Here is a 21,653-nt window from a genome sequence, read left to right as displayed (position 1 = left end):
CAAGGAGAGACATGGCCAAGCCCATTCTGGTGCTGAACTGCGGCTCCAGCTCCCTCAAGTACCAGTTGATCGACCCCTCATCCGAGGCCGTGCTGGCCAAGGGCCTGGTGGAGCGGATCGGCGACACGAGCGACGGCGTCGTCGCCCACGAGGTCGGCGACGAGGAGTTCACCGTCACCCCGAGACTGCCCGACCACACGGCGGCCCTCAAGGCCGTCTTCACGATGTTCGCCGACCACGGCCCCTCGCTCGGCGAGGTCGCGGCCGTCGCCCACCGCACGGTGCACGGCGGCGACCGCTTCGCCGCCCCGACGGTCATCACCGACGAGGTGCTGGAGACCCTCGAGGAGCTCGTCCCGCTGGCGCCGCTGCACAACCCGGCCGGCATCAAGGGCATCAGGGCGGCCCTCGAGCTGCTGCCGGGCGTGCCGCACGTCGGCATCTTCGACACGGCGTTCTTCGTCAACCTGCCGGACGAGGCCCACACCTACGCCATCGACCGCGGCCTGGCCGAGAGGCACTCGATCCGCAAGTACGGCTTCCACGGCACCAGTCACCAGTACATCGCCGGCCTGGTGCCGGGCGTGCTGGGCGCCGACCCCGGGCGGCTGCGCCAGATCGTCTGCCATCTCGGCAACGGGGCCTCGATCTCGGCCGTCAAGGGCGGACGGCCCATCGAGACCTCGATGGGCCTGACCCCGCTGGCCGGCCTGGTCATGGGCACCCGCTGCGGCGACATCGACCCGGGCCTCTTCGCCTACCTGCACCGCGCCGAGGGCTGGGACGTCGACCGCATCGACGCCGAGCTCAACAAGAGCTCGGGCATGCTCGGCCTGTCGGGCGTCACCGACATGCGCGACGTCGAGGCCCAGTTCGAGGCGGGCGACGCCGACACGATCATCGCCCTGAACGTGTACGCGCACCGTCTGGCGTTCTACATCGGCGGCTACGCCAATCTGCTCGGCGGCCTCGACGCGATCACCTTCACAGCCGGCATAGGCGAGAACTCGTCGTTCGTGCGCAGGGAGGTCTGCAAGAAGCTGGTCGGCGTCGGCGTCGTCCTCGACGAGGAGCTGAACGCCAGGCGCGACAAGGCCCCGCACCTGATCTCAGCGCCCTCCTCGAAGGTCAGGGTCCTGGTCATCGCGACCAATGAGGAGCTCGCCATGGCCCAGCAGGCGGCGGGTCTGCTGGCAGGCTGAGAGCGCCCCCGGAGCGAGCGGACCGGGTCCGCTCCGGGGGCGCTCTCCAGGGGACGCGGCGGGGGTGCCCGGCGAACCGCACGGTCCCGGGGCAGTCACCGCGATCAGACGCATCCGCCCTGCCCAGCGGGCGGTTGTCCCGGTCCGGTGCGTATCGGTGGAGCAGGAACTGGCGAACGACTAGATTGGGGCCATGTCATCCGCACTCGTCACCGGGGGAAGCAGTGGCATCGGACTCGCATTCGCTCATGCCCTGGCCGCCCGTGGGGACGATCTGGTGCTCGTGGCCCGCGACGAGTCGAGGCTCGAGGCGGCGGCGCAGCAGCTGCGGGCCCGGCACGGGGTCGCCGTCGAGACCCTCTCGGCCGATCTGGCCGATCAGGACGGCATCCGCACGGTCGAGGCCCTCGTCGACGCCCACGAGATCGGCACCCTCGTCAACAACGCCGGTTTCGCAGCCCACACCGACCTGCTGGACGCCGACTGGTCCGGCCAGGCCGAGGCGCTCAACGCGATGGCCCTGGCGGTACTCGTCCTGTCCGGGGCGGCAGCCCGTCAGATGATCGGGCGCGGGACCGGCGAGATCATCAATGTCGCCTCGGTGAACGCCCTCATCGACGCCGACGTCTACTCGGCCACCAAACGCTGGGTGATCAGCTACACCGAGGCGCTGGCCGGGCGGTTGGCCGGCACCGGGGTGCACGCCACTGCCGTCCTGCCCGGCTGGGTCAGGACCAATTACCACGCCGCCGCCGGCATGCGCCGCCCGCACCTGCCCGGCTGGGCCTGGGTCGAGCCGGATCAGGTGGCCGCCGAGGCGCTCGGCGCCGTCGCGCGGGGCAGGACCCAGACCACACCGAAGGCCGTCTGGAAGGCGGCCGCCTGGATGCTGCGCCACGGCCCGGCCGGGCTGGCCCGTCTCGTGGCGGACAGGGTGCGCAGCGGTCACGACAGGCAGGGGGCCCGCTGATGGACTTCGGACGCGATCCGCGTCTTTACAGGTCGACGATGGCCGCCATCGCACGCGACTCGGTGCGCTACGGCCTGATCAAACCGGTGATGAGTCGCGCCGTCAAGCTGCATGTGCACGGACGGGACCACCTCGACGACCTGCGAGCCCCCTTCCTGGTCACCCCGAACCACTCCGGCCACTTCGACGGGCCCCTCGTCGTCCTGACCATGCCGAACAGGCTCACGAGGCAGCTGGCCACCGGCGCAGCGGCCGACTACTTCTTCAACAAGTGGTACACGGCGATGGGGACCCAGCTGCTCATGAACGCCTTCCCCGTCGATCGGGCGCGCAACAGGAGCAAGAGCCACCGCGGCATGTCAGGCGAACTGCTCGACGCGGGCGTCTCACTGCTCATCTTCCCGGAGGGCACCCGCTCGCGCACCGGCGGCATGGGACGCTTCAAGCCGGGCACGGCCGCCCTGGCCATCGCGCACAACGTGCCGATCCTTCCGGTCGCGATAGTGGGCTCGTGGGCGGCATGGCCTCCCACCGAGAAGCGCTGGGTGCCCGGACGCCCCGACGTGCACGTCGTCTACGGCGCCCCGATGACCGCCGCACCGGGCGAGATAGCCCACGAGTTCTCCGAACGCGTGCGCCGCAAGATCATCGAGATGCACGACGGCGTGGCGAGGGCCTACGGCATGCCCACTCAGGCCGAGATGATGCATTTGGCGGCCATCGAGCGGGCGCGCAGATCCGACGAGAGGAAGAGCAGGGACGGCTAGGACCTCCGCAGGGGGTACGCCCCGTGCCGCTTGCGGGTCCGACGCACCGGGGCCGCCGAACCCGCACGGGCCCATGCGGCCGCGCGTCCCGGCCTACTGCGTGATCGTGCCGTGCTCGAAGATCTGGGTGCAAGTACCGGACGACTTGCAACTCGCGTTCCTCACAGGGGCGCCGTAGCTGCCCGTCAGGCCGCCGGCGGCGCACGGATCGTCTTGCGTCGGTTCGTCATTCGGAGTTCGGTTCCTCTCTCATGGGGTCGCAGCAGCGTCCCACGTTCCTCCGCCATCGGCGGGTTCCGATGGGGGCACCGGGGCGCAGCGCCCGATCACCGGCGCTGCGGGGCGAACAAGGGTCGGCAGAGTCCGCCGATGCGTACCCGAACAGGAAACCCATCCGGGAACGAATAGGATAAACCCTTAGAAATCCTTTGGAAGGATATTTGTTCAAGATGTCAGGACGCTGAGAATCAGCTGAGTCATCGCAGACCGGCACGCCCATGGCCGCAGATCCGCACCCCACCGATAACCTTGGGGCATGGCTGATCCCTCCACCGCCGACGGCGGCCCCCCCGCACCCCGCGTCGTCGTGGTCGTCGTGGCGTGGAACCGTGCCGAGCTCTTGGAGCGCTGCCTCGACGCGCTGGGCGCGCAGATGCGCCGGCCCGACGCGCTGGTCGTCATCGACAACGCCTCCACCGACGAGTCGCCGCGCGTCGCCGCAGACCACAGGGCGGTCACCGAGGTCATCACCCTGCCGACGAACACCGGCGGCGCCGGCGGCTTCGCGTCGGGCATCGCCGTGGCCTGCAACCGTCACGGCGCCGACCTGGTCTGGATCATGGACGACGACACCGTCCCGGCCCCGAGCGCCCTGCAGGCGCTGCTGGCGGCCCGCGACCGCTATCCACGGCCCGTCGCGATCCTGGCCAGCCGGGCCGACTGGCACGACGGCCGCGAGCACCCCATGAACACACCGCGCGCACGCATCGGCGCGAGACGCGAGCAGCGGCGCGGCGCCGCCCGCATCGGCTGCCGCCCGATCCGTTCGGCCTCGTTCGTCTCGATCCTGATCGACGCCCGAGCCATTCACGACGAAGGCCTGCCGATCAGCGACTACTTCCTGTGGAACGACGATTTCGAGTACACGACGCGCCTGCTGCGCTTCCGCGAGGGCCTGTACGTACCGGCCAGTCGCGTCCAGCACCTGACGAAGCGTTTCGGCGACACGAGCGCCGACCCGGGCCCGCGCTTCTACCAGGAGGTGCGCAACAAGGTCTGGATGTTCACCCGCTCGTCCGCGCTGGCCGGCTGGGAGCGTCTGCTCTACGGCGGCTCGACGCTGCGGCGCTGGGCCGCGACCTTCAGGGCCTCGCCCGACCGCGCCACACTGCGCAAGGGGCTGGCAGAAGGCCTGCGCGACGGCTTGTGCCGCGGTCCGCGCAGCAACGCCAAGGTGCTAGCCGGCACCCCGGTCGAGGCCGACATCATCGCCGTCGAGGGGGACCGATGACCGCCTTCAGCGTCCTGCTGCCCGTCTACGCCGGCGACGACCCGGTGTTCTTCACCCGGGCCCTGCGCTCGGTGAGCACCGATCAGACGCTCCGGCCGGATGAGATCGTCATCGTCCGCGATGGCGAGGTCAGCGACGAGATCGAGGCCGTCCTCGATGCCGCCATCAAAGGCACGGCCACCGGTGACGTTCCCGTCACCGTCGTGCGCATCGGCCACAATCGCGGCCTGGCCGACGCTCTCGACGAGGGCCTGAAGGCCTGCCGATACGAGATCGTGGCCCGCGCCGACGCCGACGACATCTCACTGCCCGAGCGTTTCGCCACCCAGATCCCGCTCGTCGTGGGCGAGGACGCAGGAGAGCCGCTCGACCTGCTCGGAGCGGCCATCCAGGAGTTCGAGTCCGAATCGGGCCCGAGGGGCATGGTGCGCCCTCTGCCCACCGACCGCGAGCAGATCAGGCGACTGGCGCGCTTCCGCGACCCCTTCAACCACCCGTCCGTGATCTACCGCAAGGCCGCCGTGGCCCGGGCCGGCGGCTACCGCAAGCTCGCCAGGATGGAGGACTACTGGCTGTTCGTCCGCATGCTGCAGACCGGCTCGCGGGTCGCGAACCTGGCCGAGCCGCTGGTGCTCTACCGGATCGGCGCCGGCGCCTACCAGCGCCGCGGCGGCAGCGAGATGCTGCGCAGCGAGATCGAGCTGCAGCGGGCCCTCATGAGATCGGGGTTCATCGGCCGCGGCCAGGGTCTGCGCAACATCGTCGTGCGCGGGCTCTACCGGCTCATCCCGACGTGGATCCGCAGGCCGGCCTACCGGATCATGGTGAGGCGGGGCAGGAGCGGGGCCTGAGCCGGCTCCGCGCCACGCCATCACGGTTCCCGTTCGTCCCCGCGACGGCGATGGCCCTGCCGGTACTGGATCGTCCGATGCCAGAACCGCCGCGACCCGCCCGATGATCTTTTGACTCGGGGCCGGCTCGCTGAAAGCTCAGACCCGTTCGACCGCGCTCTGCGGAGGGCCGCCGATGCGCACGCGCACCGGAACGGCCTCGCGCTCGGCGTCGGTGAACAGGCGGTTGGCCCTCTCCTCCTCGGTGAGCGGGCGGCGCTCCGGATCCTCGCTGCCGTCGAGGGCCCTGCCGCGCAGGAAACGCACGGCCTGGTCGCACGGGCCGTCGAAGACGAGCCGGCCGCGCTCCATGACCAGGCCGCGCTTGCAGAACTTCTCGACCATGTCGAGATCGTGGCTGACGATGACGATCGTCTTGCCGTCGCGGACCATGCTGCGGATGAGCGCCTTGCACTTGTTCTGGAAGGGCTCGTCCCCGACGGCGAGGATCTCGTCGACGAGGAAGACGTCCGGGTCGGTGTGCACCGCGACCGAGAAGGCCAGGCGCAGGTACATGCCGGAGGAGTAGAACTTCACCTCCGTGTCGATGAAATCGCCGATGTCGGCGAACTCGAGGATGTCGTCGTAGGCGGCGTCGATCTCCTCCCTGGTCATGCCGAGGATGGCGCCGTTGAGATAGACGTTGTCGTGCCCGGTCAGGTCAGGGTGGAAACCGGCGCCGACCTCGATGAGGCCGGCGACCTTGCCCTTGATGCCGACCGCGCCGCCGTCGGGATGCATGACGCCGCTGATGAGCTTCAGGGTGGTGGACTTGCCCGAGCCGTTGAAACCCATGAGGGCCACCGACTCGCCGTCGGCGATGTCGAAGCTGACGTCGTCCATGGCCTGGAACTCGTTGGTGATGTCCTTCCTGCGGCCCCTGAGCAACCAGACGAAGGCCTCCTTGATGGAACGCGTGTGGCGCAGCAGGAAGGTCTTGGTGACGTGCTGGGCGGTGACGACGATGCGTTCATCGCGCGATTCCAGTGGGATCTTCTTGGCCATCACAGCTCCTGGGCGAACTCGCCCTCGAAGTGGCGGAACAGCAGGTCGCCCACGAGCAGCATGCCGAAGCTGAGCACCAGGGCAATGGGGGTCCAGTAGGAGAACAGGTGGGGCATGACGTGCCAGACCTCGTAGGGGATCTCTCCGTTGACCGTCGAGGCCCAGAAGGCGTCGTGGAAGAGCTCGACGGCCGTCGTCAGCGGATTGAACTTGTAGAGCGTCACGGCCCAGTGCGGCAGCGTGTTGGCGACCAGCACCCACATGTAGAGCACCGGGGACAGCCAGGTGACGACCATGTTGATGAGGTCGACGAAGTTCTCCGAGTCGCGGAAGAAGACGTTGGCCGTGCCGAAGACCAGGCCGAGGGCCAGGGCGAACACCGAGACGACGACGAAGCCGACGAAGAAGGCCAGGATCTGCATGAGCGTGGGGTGCCAGCCGACGATGAGGTCGACGACCAGCAGGATCGCCACCTGCGGGAAGAAGTGGATCCACGCCACCCACAGGCTCGAGACGGGGAACAGCTCGCGGGGCAGGTAGATCTTCTTGATCAGGTCGCCGTTGCCCACGATGATGCGCGCCGAGTTGCCGAAGACCTCGGTGAACAGGTTCATCACGACGATGCCGCTGAACATGTAGATCGCGTAGTTCGGCAGGCCCTTGTTCAGGCCCAGGAAGACGCCCATCGCGACGAAGTAGACGGCGAACTGGATGGCCGGCTTGATGTAGCTCCAGACCAGGCCGAGCACCGAGGCCCGGTACCGAACTTGGATCTCCTTGTTGACGATGCGCTTGAGGAGGAACTGGTTCGCGAACACATCCCTGAGCCCACGCCCCCGTCCGGGGGCGTGGAACTCAAGCCGCGGCGTGGACACTGGGCTCTGCAACGAAGAACTCACGGAATCAGTTTTCCCCCTGACCAGCGATGCCAAAGGTCTTGGCCCACGTGTCGAACGACGTGAAGTCGGGAGCAGCCGCACGGTATTGCGTGGAGAGCGTGTTCCACTTGCTCACAAGCTGGGCGCGGAGCACTGCCTCGCGGGCGACCTGGTCGCGGAAGAGCTTCGGATCGCGCTTGTACCATGCCGTGCCCGTGCCATCAGCCTTGCTGACGAGCACGGAATCGAAATTCGCTAGCATCCAGAAGGATGCCTTCGAGTGTGGCAGGGCCGCCTGCGGGCGTTTCCGGGCGTCCTCGGAAACCGGCAGCAGGTGCTTGAGGGCCGTCTTGAAGGTCCACGGCAGCAGCGTGACGGCTGACGGTCGTTTGGGCAGGCGTCCGCGGTGCCATGGCTTGTTCCGGTCCACCTCCGGGAACGCCGCCGGGTCGGACTCGAAGCGCGACTGCGCGAACTCCTTGGCCGCGGCACGCAGCTCCGGTAGGCGCGTCGTGATGGTCTCGTGCAGGTGGTCGGGCCCCGAGAGGATGTCCTTCAGGGCGAGAATCCGCATCTCCTGCGCGTAGTACTCGGAGCTGACGGCGTGTTTCATGTCCCGTGCGACCAGGTTCCACGGCAGGCGGCCGCCCAGGGGGTACGGCGAGTAGAGCAGGGCCGTGAGGATCCGGTTGCGCTCGTGGAAGTAGGCCTGCCAGTCGATCGTGTCGTCCTTGTCGGTCCACGACATGTGCCACACGGCGGCCCCCGGAAGCGTAACGGTCGACACACCGGTGCGCTGGGCGCGCAGGCCGTACTCGGCGTCATCCCATTTGATGAAGACGGGGATCGACAGGCCGAGTCGGCGCAAGGTCTCGACAGGGATGAGGCACATCCACCAGCCGTTGTAGTCGACGTCGAGGCGCTGGTGCATCCACGGGGTGGCGCGCAGCGGATTCGTCGTGACGTCGACGCCTTGGGGGTAACCATCGGCGGGGCCCCAGAACCACTGGTAGCGGTCCAGGCGCTCACCCCAGGTGTGCAGCACCGACTTATTGAGCAGGTCGAACATCATGCCGCCCACGATGGTGGGTTTGCGGCAGAAGGTGGCGAAGATCAGAGCGCGCTCGATCCCCTCGGGCTCGATCTGGACGTCATCGTCGAGGACGAGGTGGTAGGTGCTCTCGTCTGCCATCACGGACTCGTACATGCCACGTGAGAATCCGCCGGAACCACCCATGTTGCCCTGGTAAATCATGCGGAGCTTGTCCCCGAGGAGCTCTTGGGCCCTGGGGAAGCCCTCGTCGTCCTTGACGTTCTTGTTGCCTTGGTCGACCACGTACACCCGGTCGACGTGACCGATGAGATCACTGGCGTTGCCGAGGGCCTGCAGGGTCTCGGCGCAGTAGTCGGGGCGGTTGAACGTAGTGATGCCGATGGAGAGCGATCCGGGACGAACCGATTCGCCTGCGACCAGCCATTCGCCCTCGACGAGCTGGACGTCGTCGGAATCGGCGATCAGGTCGAACCAGTACCAGCCGCCGTCGGCGAAGGTCGATAGCTTGAGGTCATAGATGACCTCTTCCTGCCCGTCGCCGCCGGTCTTGACGGTGTCGACCCGCTGGGCGCGGCCCTGCGAGTTCGAGCGGTAGATCATCACCGAGACGGCGCCGGCGATCACCAAGCGCAGACGCACCCGCTTGATGTCGGTCCACTGGCGCCAGTAGCTGGCGGGGAAGCCGTTGAGGATCGTGGCGAATGAGACGCGCAGGCCCTTCGGGAGGGAAATCCGGCGTCTGGACTGCACGAGGTCACTGTGGCTCTCACCGACGGGTTGCAACAACGCTGCCCGGCTGGTTCCCTGCTTGGAGCCCTTGGATGCCTCGTCGACCTCGGCCGGGCCGCGGCGTCCGAAGTCGACGTACAGCGGCAGCTTGTCCTCGTCGTTGCTCTCGGGCAGAACGACCCTGACGGCGGTGGTCCAGACCTGTGCGCTGTTCATGGTTTCCGTACTCACTCGTCAACTCCTCCGGAGACCAGCGCCTCGCCGGATGCGAAGTGCGGCTTGAGTTTGTTCTCGTACATGCTCAGGGCCGAGCCGATGGCCATGTGCATGTCGAAGTACTTGTAGCCGCCGAGACGCCCGCCGAACAGGATCTGCCTCTCGGCCTTGACGCGTTCACGGTACTTGAGGATCTTGGCCCGGTCCTCGGCCGTGTTCACAGGGTAGTAGGGCTCGTCGTCACGGCCGGCGAAGCGCGAGTACTCGCGCATGATGACGGTGGCGTCCTTGGTGTAGTCGCGTTCGGGGTGGAAGTGGCGGAACTCGTGGATGCGGGTGAACCTGACGTCGGGGTCGGGGTAGTTCATCACCGCGCAGCCCTGGAAGTCCTCGATCGGCAGGACCTCCTCCTCCAGGTCGATGGTGCGCCAGCCGAGCTCGCCCTCGACGTAGTCGAAGTAGCGGTCGACGGGCCCGGTGTAGACGACCGGCACGGACCCGACGGTGGCCGCCTTGCCGAGCCCGCCGTCGTCGAAGAAGTCGGCGTTCAGGTGCACCTCGATGTTCGGACTGTCGACCATGCGCTCGAACCAGGCGGTGTAGCCGTCAACGGGAAGGCCCTCATGGGTGTCGCTGAAGTAGCGGTTGTCGTAGGTGTAGCGCACCGGCAGGCGGCTGATGATCGAGGCGGACAGGTCCTTGGGGTCGGTCTGCCACTGCTTGCCGGTGTAGTACTTGATGAAGGCCTCGTAGAGGGGGCGGCCGATGAGCTGGATGCCCTTGTCGTTGAGGTTCTCGGGGTCGGTTCCGGCGAGTTCGCCGGCCTGCTCGGTCACCCAGTCGCGTGCCTGCCGGGGGGTGAGCGCCGCGTGCAGGAACTGGTTGATGGTGCCCAGGTTGATGGGCATCGGGAAGACCTCGCCGTTGTGGGTGGTGTAGACGTGGTGCACGTAAGCGGTGAAGCCGGTGAACCGGTTGACGTAGGCCCACACCTTCTCGTTGGAGGTGTGGAACAGGTGGGCGCCGTAGCGGTGCACCTCGATGCCGGTCCGGGCCTCGCGCTCGGTGTAGGCGTTGCCGCCGATGTGGCCGCGCCGGTCGATGACGGCCACCTTCAGGCCGAGTTCGTCAGCGGCCCGTTCCGCGATAGTCAGGCCGAACAGGCCCGCACCGACGATCACCAAATCTGCTTGCACGGCTCTGTACTCCGATCCTGTAGACATCGCGACTGACATGGGACCCGCCCGGGCCGCACCCGACAGGACACGGTACACGGCCTTCCCGACAGATTTCTCCCCCAAACATAGCCGAGGCGCTCCCGCAACGCGCAGCACACCGAGTCGGGACCCGGGAGCTCAGGGGGATGCAGGGCCCGGACAGGAACACGCACTCCGGAGCCGGCCGCGGCTCCCGGCCAGCATCCGACCCTAAGGTTGGCCTCATGGCTCATCTGCTCGTGACCGGCGGCGCCGGTTTCATCGGATCGAACTTCGTCCACCACGCGCTGGAGCGCACCGACCACACGGTCACCGTGCTGGACAAGCTCACCTACGCCGGCAATCCCGCCTCGCTGGCCGGCCTGCCCGCGGACCGCTTCGAACTCGCCACCGGCGACATCTGCGACCGCGGGCTCGTCGACGCGCTCGTCTCGAGGGCCGACGCGGTGGTGCACTTCGCCGCCGAGTCGCACAACGACAACTCCCTCAACGACCCCGAGCCCTTCGTCCGGACGAACCTGGTGGGCACCTTCAGCCTGCTCGAGGCCGTGCGCGCCCACGACGTGCGCTACCACCACATCTCCACCGACGAGGTCTACGGCGACCTCGAACTCGACGACCCGGAGAGGTTCACCCCCGAGCGCCCCTACAACCCGTCGAGCCCCTACTCGTCGAGCAAGGCCGGCTCCGACCTGCTCGTGCGCGCCTGGGTGCGCAGCTTCGGGGTGCGGGCCACCATCAGCAACTGCTCGAACAACTACGGCCCGCGCCAGCACGTCGAGAAGTTCATCCCCCGCCAGATCACGAACATCATCGACGGCATCCGCCCCAAGCTCTACGGGACCGGTCTCAATGTGCGCGACTGGATCCACGTCGACGACCACAATGCGGCGGTGCTGCGCATCCTCGAGGCGGGGCGCATCGGCCAGACCTACCTCATCGGCGCCGACGGGGAGCTCGACAACAGGACGGTGATCGAGAAGATCCTCGTAGCGATGGGCCGCGATGCCGGTGACTACGAGCACGTCAATGACCGTCCCGGCCACGACATGCGTTACGCGATCGACGCGACGAGGCTGCGCGCTGAACTCGGCTGGGAACCGGTTTACCGGGACTTCGACGCGGGCCTGACGGCGACGATCGATTGGTACCGGGCCAACGAGGACTGGTGGCGTCCGCAGAAGGCGGCGGTCGAGGCCAGCTGCGCGGCGCGGGGGCAGTGAGCCCGGGTCACAGCGCGGGTGAGCGTCCGTGACCGGTGACCGCCCCGGAATCGCAGGACCCGCCGCCTCGGAGCGCTCCAAAGAATTCACCACCCCGCGGAATGCCTGAATCCGGACGCCCCGTCCACCCCGGGAACGGCAAAGCCCATTCACAGAATTATGTGCCAGCTGCGCGTTTTCCCAGTAGAGGGCGCACGATCCACGGGCTAGCGCCGGCCAGCCGCCGAACGATCCGTGACAACCCAGCCGGATGGCGCGGGTCAGCCGGTGCGCGTCGACGGCAACGACCCTGCCGGCCGCAAAGCCTCGGACCGGGCACCTCCGCCCCGCCGACCCATGGCTCGCAGCACCGGTGACGACGTATAATGCACCGCATGCACTCTGATTCCATCGCCATCGTCATGCCAGAGTACAATGAATCTGATGGTATTCTTATTTTCCTCGAGGAGATCCGGGATGTTTTTGCTGACGTTGATCACGAGGTCATCGTCGTGGATGACTGTTCCTCGGACGGTACCGCTGACATCATTGACGACTGGGGTACCGATGCATCCTCCCACACCCGTGTCATCCGGTCGACACCGAACGCGGGTCATGGCCCCACCACTATCAAAGCCCTCAGAGCAGGTCTGGGAACCGGCAGGGACATCATCCTAGCCGTCAACGGCGATGGCCAGTTCCGGGCGAGCGAGATGCTTGAGCTGTGCAACATCCTGTCCGTCAGCCGCGCCGACGTAGTCGAGGGCATGCGCACCCACCGCGACGATCCCCTGTTCCGCCGCGCGACCTCGGCCGCGACCCGCGTTCTCGTGCGCCTGCGCTCGCATCGCAGCCCGCACGACGCGAATACGCCCCTTCGCGCCTATCGTCCCGAGGCCCTGCGCACCATGCTCGACCTGCTGCCTGACAACGCGATGACCCCGAATCTCATCATCTCGGCCCAGAGCCGGAGGAGACGATTCACCATCATCGAGGCGCCGGTCGAGTCCCTCGACCGGCGCGGTGAGACCACTAATGGCACCACATGGGGCCAGAGACGCAGAAACCTGCCCACGAGACGCTTCGTCCGCTTCTGCGCGGACGCCGCCAGGCAGTGGTTCGCCCCCGGCCCGGAGAAGCATCAATGAGCAATGCGCCCGCACCCGACGGGGCTACCTCATCTTCGCCGGACCGATTGATTCTCGGAAAGCCCCTCTCCGCATGGTGGCGTTTTCTCAGACAACTCATAAGTTATGGTCTCCTCGGGGGCTTGGGTGCCATCTCAGACTTTCTGATTTACACCGGTATGGTGCATTTCACACCATTGTCACATGTGCCGGTCGCCGCGAACATGATTTCGGTCCTGACCGGAATTCTGGTGAGCTTCCTGCTCAATTCTCGCATCACTTTCAGGACGCGGGATAACATCTTCAAGAGAGGCGTCCGATTCTTCACCGTCGGGCTCAGCGGGTTGGCATTGTCGACATCCTTACTGGCCATTCTCACGCATGGCGCCGGCATGGACCCAATAATCGCCAAGCTGATCACCATGCCCCCTGTCGTCCTGTTCCAATTCCTGGCGAACCGGTTCTGGAGTTTCCGCACCATCGAGGGGACGGGCAGGAAGAACTCGAGATTCTCCGCCGCCAACGCTCCCGCTTGGACCCTACCGATCATCCACGGCGCACTCCTGACGATCGTGCTCGCTGTCTACGTCGTTCTCTTCGTCCACGAGGCCCGCTCGGGCCTCGAGTTCGACGAGGCCTACAACCTGGAAGTCGCCAGGAACCTGGCCGCTGGCGATGGCTATGCCACCTACGGCTGGCGGACGGGCACGACCCTGTGCCCGTTCGACCCATTCATCACCACCGGCCCGAGCCTCCTCCTGCCCGCCGGTCTCCTCTGGAGAATCAGCAACGGCACGCTGTGGTTCGTCCGCCTGGTCCCGCTGAGCTACTTCTCCCTGTTCCTGTTCTCCATCTGGCGGCTGGCCTATAGGAACCTCAACCGCTGGGCGGCCCTGGCAACCCTCTGCTCACCGCTGCTCATCCACGTGGCGATGGCGAACGACCTGCTCACTCAGTCGCTCACCGTCGGACGCTTCGTCGGTGAGTTCACCGCCGTCACATTCATCTTCGCGGCCGTGCTCGCGCTCTCCTCGAAGGATCGGACCTTCCTCGCCGGACTGATGGCCGGGCTGGCCGTGCAGACGAAGGCGAACTTCGTCGAAGTCGGCTTCACCGTCATGCTTTCCTGGCTGGTGGCCCGGTGGACTATTGATCGCAGATTCCCCCTGAGGAAGGCACTGCTGGGTGTCCTGGGGGCGATCCTGCCCACTGTGCTGTTCGAGGTCTACGTCTTGGTCAGCCTGGGCTCGTACACAGCATGGCGGAGGAATCTCGACGAGCTGCTGGAGTTCGTGAGCTCGCAAAGCACCGCCGCCTCCCCCCACCTCGCACGATTCGGCGGTCTGGGATCGATCATGTCCCTCGGCGGCTATCTCGTCCTCGGTCTAGCCATCATCCTCCTTGTGACACTCGCCATGGTGGGCGGCGCCAGGGCCGCCGAGCGCGAGCAGCGGGCCATTCTGACCGCGCTGTTCGGCGGCGTGCTGCTGGGGGCCGGGACGCTGCTCTACACGTGGATCATGAAATCAACCCAGGACAGCCCGCGCCAAGGCATGCCGACTATCATGCTGGGGCTCCCGATCATGGTCATGGCGATGTTCGCCGCCTTCCAGTCACTCCGTCGCTCCACCACGGCCTGGGCGCGGTTCTGGTTCTGGGCCGAGAAGATCTTCTGTCTGTTGATGGTCGCGTTCGCGGCCTGGCAGGGCATGCACGAAGCCGCATCGACGACGGAGCGCCAACGGCTCATCGACCAGCGGGCGGCCGCCGCTTATCTCGACGACTCCGGTGTCACCCCGTCGATCCCGAACTACGGCATGTGGCACGTACCGGAGATCCTGATCCTCTCTGATGTCCCGACCATGAACACACCGGGCGTCGGGCCCCCCACGGTCGACGTGATGACCTCGCACATGGCGATGATCCTCCTGGGCACCGAAGATGCACGCGATTTTCGCACCCCCTTGGCGGATGGCTCGGACATCCGATGCACCGGCGAGGTGCTGTTCTCCAGCCAGAATGTCCTGATCTGCTCACGACCGTGACGCCCCGGCCTACCTCACTAGGTGATCAATAAAATTGCGCACGCCCTCCCTGTTGCCCTTGAGCACGGCCTTCGGCAACAGGGCACCGGCATGCAGGCGGGAGGACAGGTGCAGGCGAGCGGCACGGGCAGCCCGCCCCCAACCGAGTGCGGCCATCTCGTCGCCCATGGCCTCGAAGAAGCGGCGCTCTTCGCCGAAGCGGGTGCCCGAGAGGGCGCGCACCGAGGAATCCGATCCGGAGAAACGGCGGTACATGAATGCGAATTCGTCATCGAGAAGCAGGCTGCCGCCCTCCATGACCACGTCGAGCGCCAAGCACAAGTCTTGGACGACGTCGTAGCCTTGGCGGAATCCGGTCTTCCGCACCATGCTGGCGCGCCAGCCCAGTGACGGGAAGTACATCCAGTTCCCGCGGAGCAGCGAGACGGCTAGTGTCTCGCCCGAGAGCACCCGCACGCCGGAGCCGCGCGGACGGTAGGCGTCCTTCAGGGTGTCGACGAGACCGCGACCGGAAGCGCCGTTCTGGTCGATCACGACGACGCCGGGCTGGAAGATCGTCACCTCGGGATGCTCCTCCGCCCGCGAGACGAGCCAGTCGAGATAATTGGGCAACATGACGTCATCAGCGCCCATCATCACCATGAGTTCGTTGGTGGCTTTGTCGACGCACTTGCGGTAGTTCGCGTTGGCGCCTAAGTTGTGCTCGTTGCGCTCATAACTGATGCGCGGATCGTCAAGCGAGGCGAACCAACCGGGGATCGATTCGTCCGGGTACCCGTCATCAACGACGATCAGTCTGAAGTCCGTGTAGGTCTGGCGCAGAACGCTGCGTACGGCGAGTTTCATGAGTTCGACATCGCCGTAGTACGGGAACAGGACATCAACGGTCATGAGAGAACCCTTCTTGGAGGAGCTGGGCGTGGAGGAGCTAGGCGCTCTAAACCTACAAGACCAAACCTACAAGAACCGACGCGCTGGAGCGTTCATGGGCGTGCACTAGGATGCCAGTCATGCCCGATGGCCCCGAAGCACAGCCCGACGAGGGTATCGGCCTGAGCAGGGGCCGGACGACCGGGATCCTGGTGGCCTCCGCCTCGGCTGCCGTCTCGACCCTGCTCATCACGATCATCGCCGCGCGCAGTCTCGTGCGCGACGGCGACGCTGGGTCCTATGCATCGTTCATGGTCTTCTGGGCGCTCCTGTTCGGCGTCTACGGCATCGTCAACGGGATGCAGAACGAGACCACTAGAGCCGTGAACTCCCACGAGTCGGCCCTAACTGCGGATCCCTCCTCGAGGCCCGGCGTCCCGGTGTTCAGGGCCGGGCTGGTCCTGTCAGCGTGCACCGCGCTGATGGTCTGCCTCGCCTCACCGTGGTGGGGCCCGCGCCTCGTGGATGACTCGATGCCCCACGTCATCTACCTGGTGGCCGTCGGACTCATCCTCTACGGCCTCTACCAGACCTGGCTGGGCGCCGCCTCGGGCCTCAACGAGTGGCCCAAGTTCTCCTGGCTCATGATCCTGGATGCCATGAGCCGGCTGGGGCTCGTCATCACGGCGGCCGTCATCGGCACGGGTCTGCTCGGCGCCGAAACGGCCTGCGTGCTGGCCAGCCTCACTTGGATCCTGCTGCTCGCCCCCACTCGCAGGGGCCGGCGCATCCTGGGCGCGCATGCCGATGTCGGCTGGGGCCGTTTCGTCCACAACTGCCTGCTGTCGATGCTCTCGTCCACCTCAACGGCCATCCTTATCACGGCCTTCCCGACGATCATCAAGCTGACCTCCCCCCACGAGGAGGCGGGGCTCCTGGCTGGCACGATCACGGCGATCTCGCTCACCCGCTCGCCGATCATGATCCCGCTGCAGGCCTTCCAGGGCGTGGCCATCACCGCCTTCCTCAACCACCAAGGAAGCCTGATGAAGGCCCTGGCCAGGCCGCTCATGCTGATCGTGGCGCTCGGCGCTGTCTGCGCGGCGCTCATGTTCTTCGTCGGTCCGTGGGTACTACGTGTCCTCTACGATCCCTCGATCATCGCCACCGGCGCCACCTTTGCCGGTCTCACGCTGGCAGCGGTGCCGCTGGCCGTCATCACGCTGACGGGCACTGCGACGGTGGCCGTGAGCGCTCACGCGTGGTTCAGCGCTGGCTGGCTGCTGGCCGCCCTGACCTCGACGCTGCTGCTCCTCCTGCCTTTCACCCTGCCGGTGCGCGTGTGCATCGCGCTACTCCTCGGCCCCCTGATCGGGGCCTCGGTCCACCTGCTCGGGCTCCGCAGGGCGGCCTGAGGGAGTCGGCCCGCCAGGCGGCGGTGGCGGCCGGTTCACACGGGTGCGCTCTCAGTAGCCGAGCAGCTCCCTGCGCTTAGGCAGCCAGGCCAAGGCGTCGCGGATGCCGTCGGCCACGCTCAACCGCGAACGCCAGCCGAGCAGCCGCGCGGCCCTATCAGTACGGGCGTAGGCACCGATGACATCACCCGGACGCGGCGGACCCTCGACGATGTCCAGCGGGGTACCGGTGGCCTGCTGGAAGGCGCCGGCGAGTTCGCGCACGCTCATCGGCCGCCCGGTGCCGATGTTGATCACCCGATAGGGGTGCTCGTCGTCGACGAGCCCGTGCAGCTTCTCCAGGGCCGCCACGTGGGCCTGCGCCAGATCCCAGACATGGATGTAGTCGCGGATCCCGGTGCCGTCGTGGGTGCCCCAGTCGCAGCCGGTGATGGTGAAGGTGCCGCCCTCGGCCCAGGCGTCCATCATCCTGCCCAGCACATTGGTGGGGTGCGGACGCTGCTGGCCGCTGCGCAGCGAGGGATCGGCACCGAGAGGGTTGAAGTAGCGCAGGATGACCGGGCGCAGCGCCGAGGCCGCCGAGACGTCCTCGAGCATCTGCTCCATCATGAGCTTGGTCCAGGCGTAGGGGCAGTCGGCGGCGGTGGGATCGTCCTCGGTGACGGCGAAACCGTCGGTGGGATCGGCGTAGACCGAGGCCGAGGAGCTGAAGACGAGGTCGTTGACGCCGTGGGCGCCCATGACCTCGAGCAGATCAAGGGTCTTGCCGACATTGTTCTCGTAGTAGCGCAACGGTTCGGCCACCGACTCGGGCACGACGATGTGCGCGGCGCAGTGGACTACCGCGTCGATGTGCTGCTCGTCGAGGATCCTGCCCATCAGGGTCCTGTCGCCGATGTCGCCCTGGATGAACTCGCGGTCGGCGCAGAACTCGGCGCGTCCCTGCGACAGATCGTCGACGACCACGACCTCGTGGCCCGCGTCGAGCGCGGCCGAACCGATCGTGCTGCCGATGTAGCCGGCGCCGCCGGTGATGAGGATCCGCATTCGTCAAGTATTGCAGCAAGTCCCCCGAGCGGCCCGGCATACCACGCATTGACGGTGGACCGGCTGATAGGATCCAGCTCGTACGCACGCCGTTGGATTGAGGAGAACCGTGCTCAATGATGCTTGGCTGGTGGTGCCTCTGTTCAACGAAGGCTCCGTCGTCGGCGACGTGATCCGCGGTGCCCTCGAGGTTTTCCCGAAGATCGTCTGCGTCGACGACGGTTCGTCCGACGACTCCGCCCGGGTCGCCCGCGAGGCCGGCGCGGTCGTCGTCTCGCATCCCATCAACCTCGGCCAGGGCGCCGCCCTGCAAACCGGCTTGGACTACGCACTGCGCGATCGGGCGGCGAATTATTTCATCACCTTCGACTCGGACGGCCAGCACCAGGTCTCCGACGCCGCAGCGATGGTCGAGCGCATGCGCGCCGAGCCCGAACTCGACGTCATCCTGGGCTCACGATTCCTCGACGAGAACGTCGAGGCGGGCGCGCTGAAGAAGCTCGTGCTCAAGACGGCCGTGCTCTTCGAACGGTTCAGCACGAAACTCGATGTCACGGACACCCACAACGGCCTGCGCGCGCTCAACAGGCACGCGGCCGGCACGATCCGCATCCACCAGAACCGCATGGCCCACGGCTCGGAGTTCCTGCGCGAGATCGCGGCCCACGGGCTCGTCTACCGGGAGCACCCGGTGCACGTGCTGTACACCGATTACTCGCGGGCCAAGGGCCAGTCCCTGTGGAATTCCGTGAACATCCTCTTCGACCTCTTCCTGGGGTGAGCTCCATGACCGGTCAGATCGTCATCAAAATCATCCTGCTACTCGCCTTCGCCCTGCTGGCGATGCTGCTGCTGGTGCCCCGCCCCAACACCCGCGGACGGGCGGTGCGCCGGATCATGCTCGTCCTGCTGCTCGTCGCGGGCATCGTGTTCGTGATCATGCCCCAATGGCTCACCGCGATCGCCCATCTGGTGGGCATCGGCCGCGGCGCCGATCTGGTGCTCTACGCGCTGGTCGTGCTCGTCGTGGGGAACATGATCGCGGCCCGGCGCACCGCGATCAGCCAGAACCGCGACATCACCCAGCTCGCCAGGGCCGTGGCGATCGCCCGGGCACCGGACCCCAACCAGCTCTTCGACTCCGAGCCCGACTGACCGTGGCCCAGCACTCGTCCCCGGGGAGCAGACATCCGCAGAGGACTCCCCGTGCAGGGGAGGCGGGGCCCTGCATCCCGGCGGCAGCCCGTGTCCCAGCCGCCCCTCCCCGGGTCCGGCATGGTATCCATGAGCACCGACCGGTCGGGCACGCCGCCGGGAGGGCCGGGCGCCCGGCCCACGGCGCCGCTCGGGAGAACAGAGGAAGTCGAGGTCGCGGATGAGATGGATCGGCTTGGCCCCGTTTGCGGCCGTCATGATCGCATGGCTGCTCGCGCCCGGCTACATCATCTGCCGGTGCGCGAGGCTGCGGCGGGTGCCCGCGCTCAGCGCGGCAGCACCCATCTCGGCGTTCGTCATCAGCCTGGCAGCGATCCTCGCCGACAAGGCGGGGTTGGCGTGGGGGCCCGTCCCGGTGCTCATCCTCACGGCGATCCTCGCCGCCGTTCTCCTCCTGGGGTTCGGGGGCCACGACTGGCTGAGGGGCCTCCGGGCCCGCAGGGCCTCCTCCGATGAGGCGCCGAAGCACGACGCGCGGCCCCCTGAGACCCCGCACCGCAGCGGGCAGACGGATGTCCTCCTGGGCCGGGTGAGGATCTCCCGCCGGCTCCTGTGGTTCCTCACCTTCGTCGGCGCGGCGGCGCTGACCACGGTCAACCTGATGATCCTCCTCGGAAACCCGAGGAGTTTCTCACAGACCTATGACAACGTGTTCCACCTGAACGCCGTCCGGTGGATCATCGATCATCTCAATGGCTCGTCGCTGACCATCACCATGACGTCCGGCGACCAGGCCCCATCATTCTATCCCATGGCCTGGCACGACACGGTCTCCCTGGGGCTGCTCACCCTGCATTCCTCGGAGGTCGAGGTCGGTACCAATGCCGCGGTCCTGGCGGTCGGAGCCGTCGTATGGATCATCGGCTGCCTGTGCCTCGCAAACGCGGCGCTCCGCTGCTCCTCCCTGGGAGTGGTTGCCGCCGGTTTCATCAGCGCGGGGTTCCCCAGCTTCCCGTTCGACCCGATCAGCTTCGGGGTCCTCTACCCGAATTTCTTCGGGATCGCCCTGCTGCCGGGAGCCGTAACGATCACGATCCAAGTGCTCGGCCTGGGGACCGGGAGGGTCCCCGCAGGACGAGGGGTCGTGCTCTGCACGCTCGCCGCCGGCGGCGTCGCGCTGACGCATCCGAGCTCCTTCCTGTCCTACTGCCTCGTACTCCTGCCCGCCATGCTGGTCTGGACGCTGATACGGGTCGTGCACGGATGGCGCGGGCGAAGAAGACTGGAGATCTGGGCCCCACCGGTGATCTTCCTCGTCACAACGGCGGTGGTGGTGGTGCTGTGGCCGTTGCTGCAACCCACCGCCGATCGCGACGCCTGGCCGCCCATCCAGTCGACGGCCCAGGCCTTGGGCGAGGCGCTCCTCGCCGCCCCGCTGGGATCGACTCCGGCATGGGTCATCGGGGCGTTGGCCGTGGCCGGTGCGGTGCGAGTGGTCACAACCAGGCGTCACGTCTGGATGCTCGCCGCGCACGCGGTCGTCGTCTTCTTCTGGGTGGTCATCTCCTCCTGGGAACGGAACCCCCTGCGCACCAGTCTCGTAGGCGGCTTCTACAGCGATCCCCACCGCATCGCGGACACGCTGCCGGTCACCACACTGCCCCTAGCGGTCCTCGGCGCCTCACGGCTCGGCACCGTCCTGGTGGTCCGGGCCACCAGGACGTGGACCGCACGGGGACACCAGCCCACGACATGGATCGAACCGGTCTTGATCATCGTCGAGGTGGCGATCCTGTTCGGCCTCACCCAGTGCTCGGGCACGGCGGTGAGACAGGCCGTGGGCCACGGGAGACTCCAGTACCAGATGACGAGCAATGCGCAACTGGTGGACTCCCAGGAGCTCGCGCTCATCGAGCGCCTGCCCGATCTGCTCCCACCCGGAGCAGTGGTCGCCACCACGCCGTACAACGGCGCCTCCATGGCTTATGCGCTGGAGAACGTAACGACCACGACAACGCACATCACCTACACATGGACCGCTGACATCACGGTCATCAACAAGCACCTGGACGAGGTGGCCACTGACCCCGAGGTCTGCACCGCCCTGAACGACTTGGGTGTCGACTACGCGCTCGACTTCGGAAGGCGGGAGGTGAACCACGGCGCTCTCGCGTCGAAATACCCCGGTTTCAGCTCACTGGCGCACAGCCCCGGCTTCGAGGTCGTCGCCCGCGAGGGCCATGCGGTCCTCTACCGCATCACAGGCTGCGGCTGAGCCGGCCCCGGATGACCGCCCCGACGGGGTCTGAACCACTGGCCCCGGCGCCCCGGTGCCGGACGTGTGCGGATGACCG

General features: G+C 67.0%; 18 protein-coding genes. 12 read left to right on the top strand and 6 right to left on the bottom strand.

Annotated elements, in window-relative coordinates; all coding sequences use genetic code 11:
* Positions 1–11 precede the first annotated feature (11 nt).
* From R2N01_RS03415 to R2N01_RS03395, 5 genes are all read left to right on the top strand, one after another.
* Entirely contained in the window at positions 12–1,202 is a 1,191-nt protein-coding gene (locus R2N01_RS03415) for an acetate kinase (protein WP_316668482.1), read from the top strand.
* 193 nt (positions 1,203–1,395) lie between these two features.
* Entirely contained in the window at positions 1,396–2,172 is a 777-nt protein-coding gene (locus R2N01_RS03410) for an SDR family NAD(P)-dependent oxidoreductase (RefSeq protein WP_316668480.1), read from the top strand.
* 38 nt (positions 2,173–2,210) lie between these two features.
* Positions 2,211–2,939, top strand: a complete 729-nt coding sequence (locus R2N01_RS03405) for a lysophospholipid acyltransferase family protein (protein ID WP_316668477.1) — start codon at positions 2,211–2,213, stop codon at positions 2,937–2,939.
* Between the two features lie 535 nt (positions 2,940–3,474).
* Positions 3,475–4,449: a glycosyltransferase gene (locus R2N01_RS03400; protein ID WP_316668476.1), complete on the top strand. Its 975-nt coding sequence runs from the start codon at positions 3,475–3,477 to the stop codon at positions 4,447–4,449.
* On the top strand, positions 4,446–5,300 hold the full coding sequence (locus R2N01_RS03395; RefSeq protein ID WP_316668474.1) for a glycosyltransferase: 855 nt from the start codon (positions 4,446–4,448) through the stop codon (positions 5,298–5,300). Before R2N01_RS03400 ends, R2N01_RS03395 begins: the two co-directional genes overlap by 4 nt.
* A 138-nt stretch (positions 5,301–5,438) precedes the next feature.
* Here the strand turns inward: R2N01_RS03395 and R2N01_RS03390 are convergent, their stop codons facing one another.
* From R2N01_RS03390 to glf, 4 genes are all read right to left on the bottom strand, one after another.
* Positions 5,439–6,344: an ABC transporter ATP-binding protein gene (locus R2N01_RS03390; protein WP_316668472.1), complete on the bottom strand. Its 906-nt coding sequence runs from the start codon at positions 6,342–6,344 to the stop codon at positions 5,439–5,441.
* Positions 6,344–7,162 (bottom strand): ABC transporter permease, encoded by an 819-nt coding sequence (locus R2N01_RS03385; protein WP_316668469.1) that lies wholly within the window; start codon positions 7,160–7,162, stop codon positions 6,344–6,346. The genes R2N01_RS03390 and R2N01_RS03385 overlap by 1 nt, the downstream gene beginning before the upstream one ends.
* Positions 7,163–7,247: 85 nt before the next feature.
* Entirely contained in the window at positions 7,248–9,236 is a 1,989-nt protein-coding gene (locus tag R2N01_RS03380) for a glycosyltransferase (protein ID WP_316668467.1), read from the bottom strand.
* Positions 9,233–10,417 (bottom strand): UDP-galactopyranose mutase, encoded by a 1,185-nt coding sequence (gene glf, locus R2N01_RS03375; protein ID WP_316668465.1) that lies wholly within the window; start codon positions 10,415–10,417, stop codon positions 9,233–9,235. Before glf ends, R2N01_RS03380 begins: the two co-directional genes overlap by 4 nt.
* A 245-nt stretch (positions 10,418–10,662) precedes the next feature.
* Between glf and rfbB the strand changes: the two genes are divergently transcribed.
* From rfbB to R2N01_RS03360, 3 genes are all read left to right on the top strand, one after another.
* Positions 10,663–11,661: a dTDP-glucose 4,6-dehydratase gene (gene rfbB / locus R2N01_RS03370; RefSeq protein WP_316668464.1), complete on the top strand. Its 999-nt coding sequence runs from the start codon at positions 10,663–10,665 to the stop codon at positions 11,659–11,661.
* A 374-nt stretch (positions 11,662–12,035) separates the two neighbouring features.
* A complete protein-coding gene (locus tag R2N01_RS03365) occupies positions 12,036–12,788 on the top strand; it encodes a glycosyltransferase family 2 protein (RefSeq protein WP_316668463.1) in 753 nt (250 codons plus the stop codon).
* Positions 12,785–14,812, top strand: coding sequence for a GtrA family protein (locus R2N01_RS03360; RefSeq protein ID WP_316668462.1), 2,028 nt, complete (start codon positions 12,785–12,787; stop codon positions 14,810–14,812). Before R2N01_RS03365 ends, R2N01_RS03360 begins: the two co-directional genes overlap by 4 nt.
* A 9-nt stretch (positions 14,813–14,821) precedes the next feature.
* Here R2N01_RS03360 and R2N01_RS03355 read toward each other — a convergent pair whose 3' ends face one another.
* Positions 14,822–15,703, bottom strand: a complete 882-nt coding sequence (locus R2N01_RS03355) for a glycosyltransferase family A protein (protein ID WP_316668461.1) — start codon at positions 15,701–15,703, stop codon at positions 14,822–14,824.
* 119 nt (positions 15,704–15,822) lie between these two features.
* On the opposite strand from R2N01_RS03355, the gene R2N01_RS03350 reads away from it, so the two are divergent.
* On the top strand, positions 15,823–17,097 hold the full coding sequence (locus tag R2N01_RS03350; RefSeq protein ID WP_316668459.1) for a hypothetical protein: 1,275 nt from the start codon (positions 15,823–15,825) through the stop codon (positions 17,095–17,097).
* A 51-nt stretch (positions 17,098–17,148) separates the two neighbouring features.
* Here R2N01_RS03350 and galE read toward each other — a convergent pair whose 3' ends face one another.
* Entirely contained in the window at positions 17,149–18,144 is a 996-nt protein-coding gene (gene galE / locus R2N01_RS03345) for a UDP-glucose 4-epimerase GalE (protein ID WP_316668457.1), read from the bottom strand.
* Between the two features lie 109 nt (positions 18,145–18,253).
* Here galE and R2N01_RS03340 point away from each other — a divergent pair, with 109 nt between their 5' ends.
* The 3 genes from R2N01_RS03340 (at position 18,254) to R2N01_RS03330 (ending at position 21,574) form a co-directional block, all read left to right on the top strand.
* On the top strand, positions 18,254–18,925 hold the full coding sequence (locus tag R2N01_RS03340) for a glycosyltransferase family 2 protein (protein WP_316668455.1): 672 nt from the start codon (positions 18,254–18,256) through the stop codon (positions 18,923–18,925).
* 5 nt (positions 18,926–18,930) lie between these two features.
* Positions 18,931–19,299 (top strand): DUF2304 domain-containing protein, encoded by a 369-nt coding sequence (locus R2N01_RS03335; RefSeq protein WP_316668454.1) that lies wholly within the window; start codon positions 18,931–18,933, stop codon positions 19,297–19,299.
* A gap of 235 nt (positions 19,300–19,534) precedes the next feature.
* Positions 19,535–21,574, top strand: a complete 2,040-nt coding sequence (locus R2N01_RS03330) for a DUF6541 family protein (protein WP_316668452.1) — start codon at positions 19,535–19,537, stop codon at positions 21,572–21,574.
* The last annotated feature ends 79 nt before the right edge of the window (positions 21,575–21,653 follow it).

Source organism: uncultured Propionibacterium sp., assembly GCF_963539965.1.
Lineage (GTDB): Bacteria > Actinomycetota > Actinomycetes > Propionibacteriales > Propionibacteriaceae > Propionibacterium.
This window is presented reverse-complemented; position numbering and strand designations above follow the sequence as displayed.

Excerpts from the sequence above, each read along its gene's own strand:
- R2N01_RS03415 (WP_316668482.1), top strand. The coding sequence starts at position 12 with ATGGCCAAGCCCATTCTGGTGCTGAACTGCGGCTCCAGCTCCCTCAAG.
- R2N01_RS03410 (WP_316668480.1), top strand. The coding sequence starts at position 1,396 with ATGTCATCCGCACTCGTCACCGGGGGAAGCAGTGGCATCGGACTCGCA.
- R2N01_RS03405 (WP_316668477.1), top strand. The coding sequence starts at position 2,211 with ATGGCCGCCATCGCACGCGACTCGGTGCGCTACGGCCTGATCAAACCG.
- R2N01_RS03400 (WP_316668476.1), top strand. The coding sequence starts at position 3,475 with ATGGCTGATCCCTCCACCGCCGACGGCGGCCCCCCCGCACCCCGCGTC.
- R2N01_RS03395 (WP_316668474.1), top strand. The coding sequence starts at position 4,446 with ATGACCGCCTTCAGCGTCCTGCTGCCCGTCTACGCCGGCGACGACCCG.
- R2N01_RS03390 (WP_316668472.1), bottom strand. The coding sequence starts at position 6,344 with ATGGCCAAGAAGATCCCACTGGAATCGCGCGATGAACGCATCGTCGTC.
- rfbB (WP_316668464.1), top strand. The coding sequence starts at position 10,663 with ATGGCTCATCTGCTCGTGACCGGCGGCGCCGGTTTCATCGGATCGAAC.
- R2N01_RS03365 (WP_316668463.1), top strand. The coding sequence starts at position 12,036 with ATGCACTCTGATTCCATCGCCATCGTCATGCCAGAGTACAATGAATCT.
- R2N01_RS03360 (WP_316668462.1), top strand. The coding sequence starts at position 12,785 with ATGAGCAATGCGCCCGCACCCGACGGGGCTACCTCATCTTCGCCGGAC.
- R2N01_RS03355 (WP_316668461.1), bottom strand. The coding sequence starts at position 15,703 with ATGACCGTTGATGTCCTGTTCCCGTACTACGGCGATGTCGAACTCATG.
- R2N01_RS03350 (WP_316668459.1), top strand. The coding sequence starts at position 15,823 with ATGCCCGATGGCCCCGAAGCACAGCCCGACGAGGGTATCGGCCTGAGC.
- galE (WP_316668457.1), bottom strand. The coding sequence starts at position 18,144 with ATGCGGATCCTCATCACCGGCGGCGCCGGCTACATCGGCAGCACGATC.
- R2N01_RS03335 (WP_316668454.1), top strand. The coding sequence starts at position 18,931 with ATGACCGGTCAGATCGTCATCAAAATCATCCTGCTACTCGCCTTCGCC.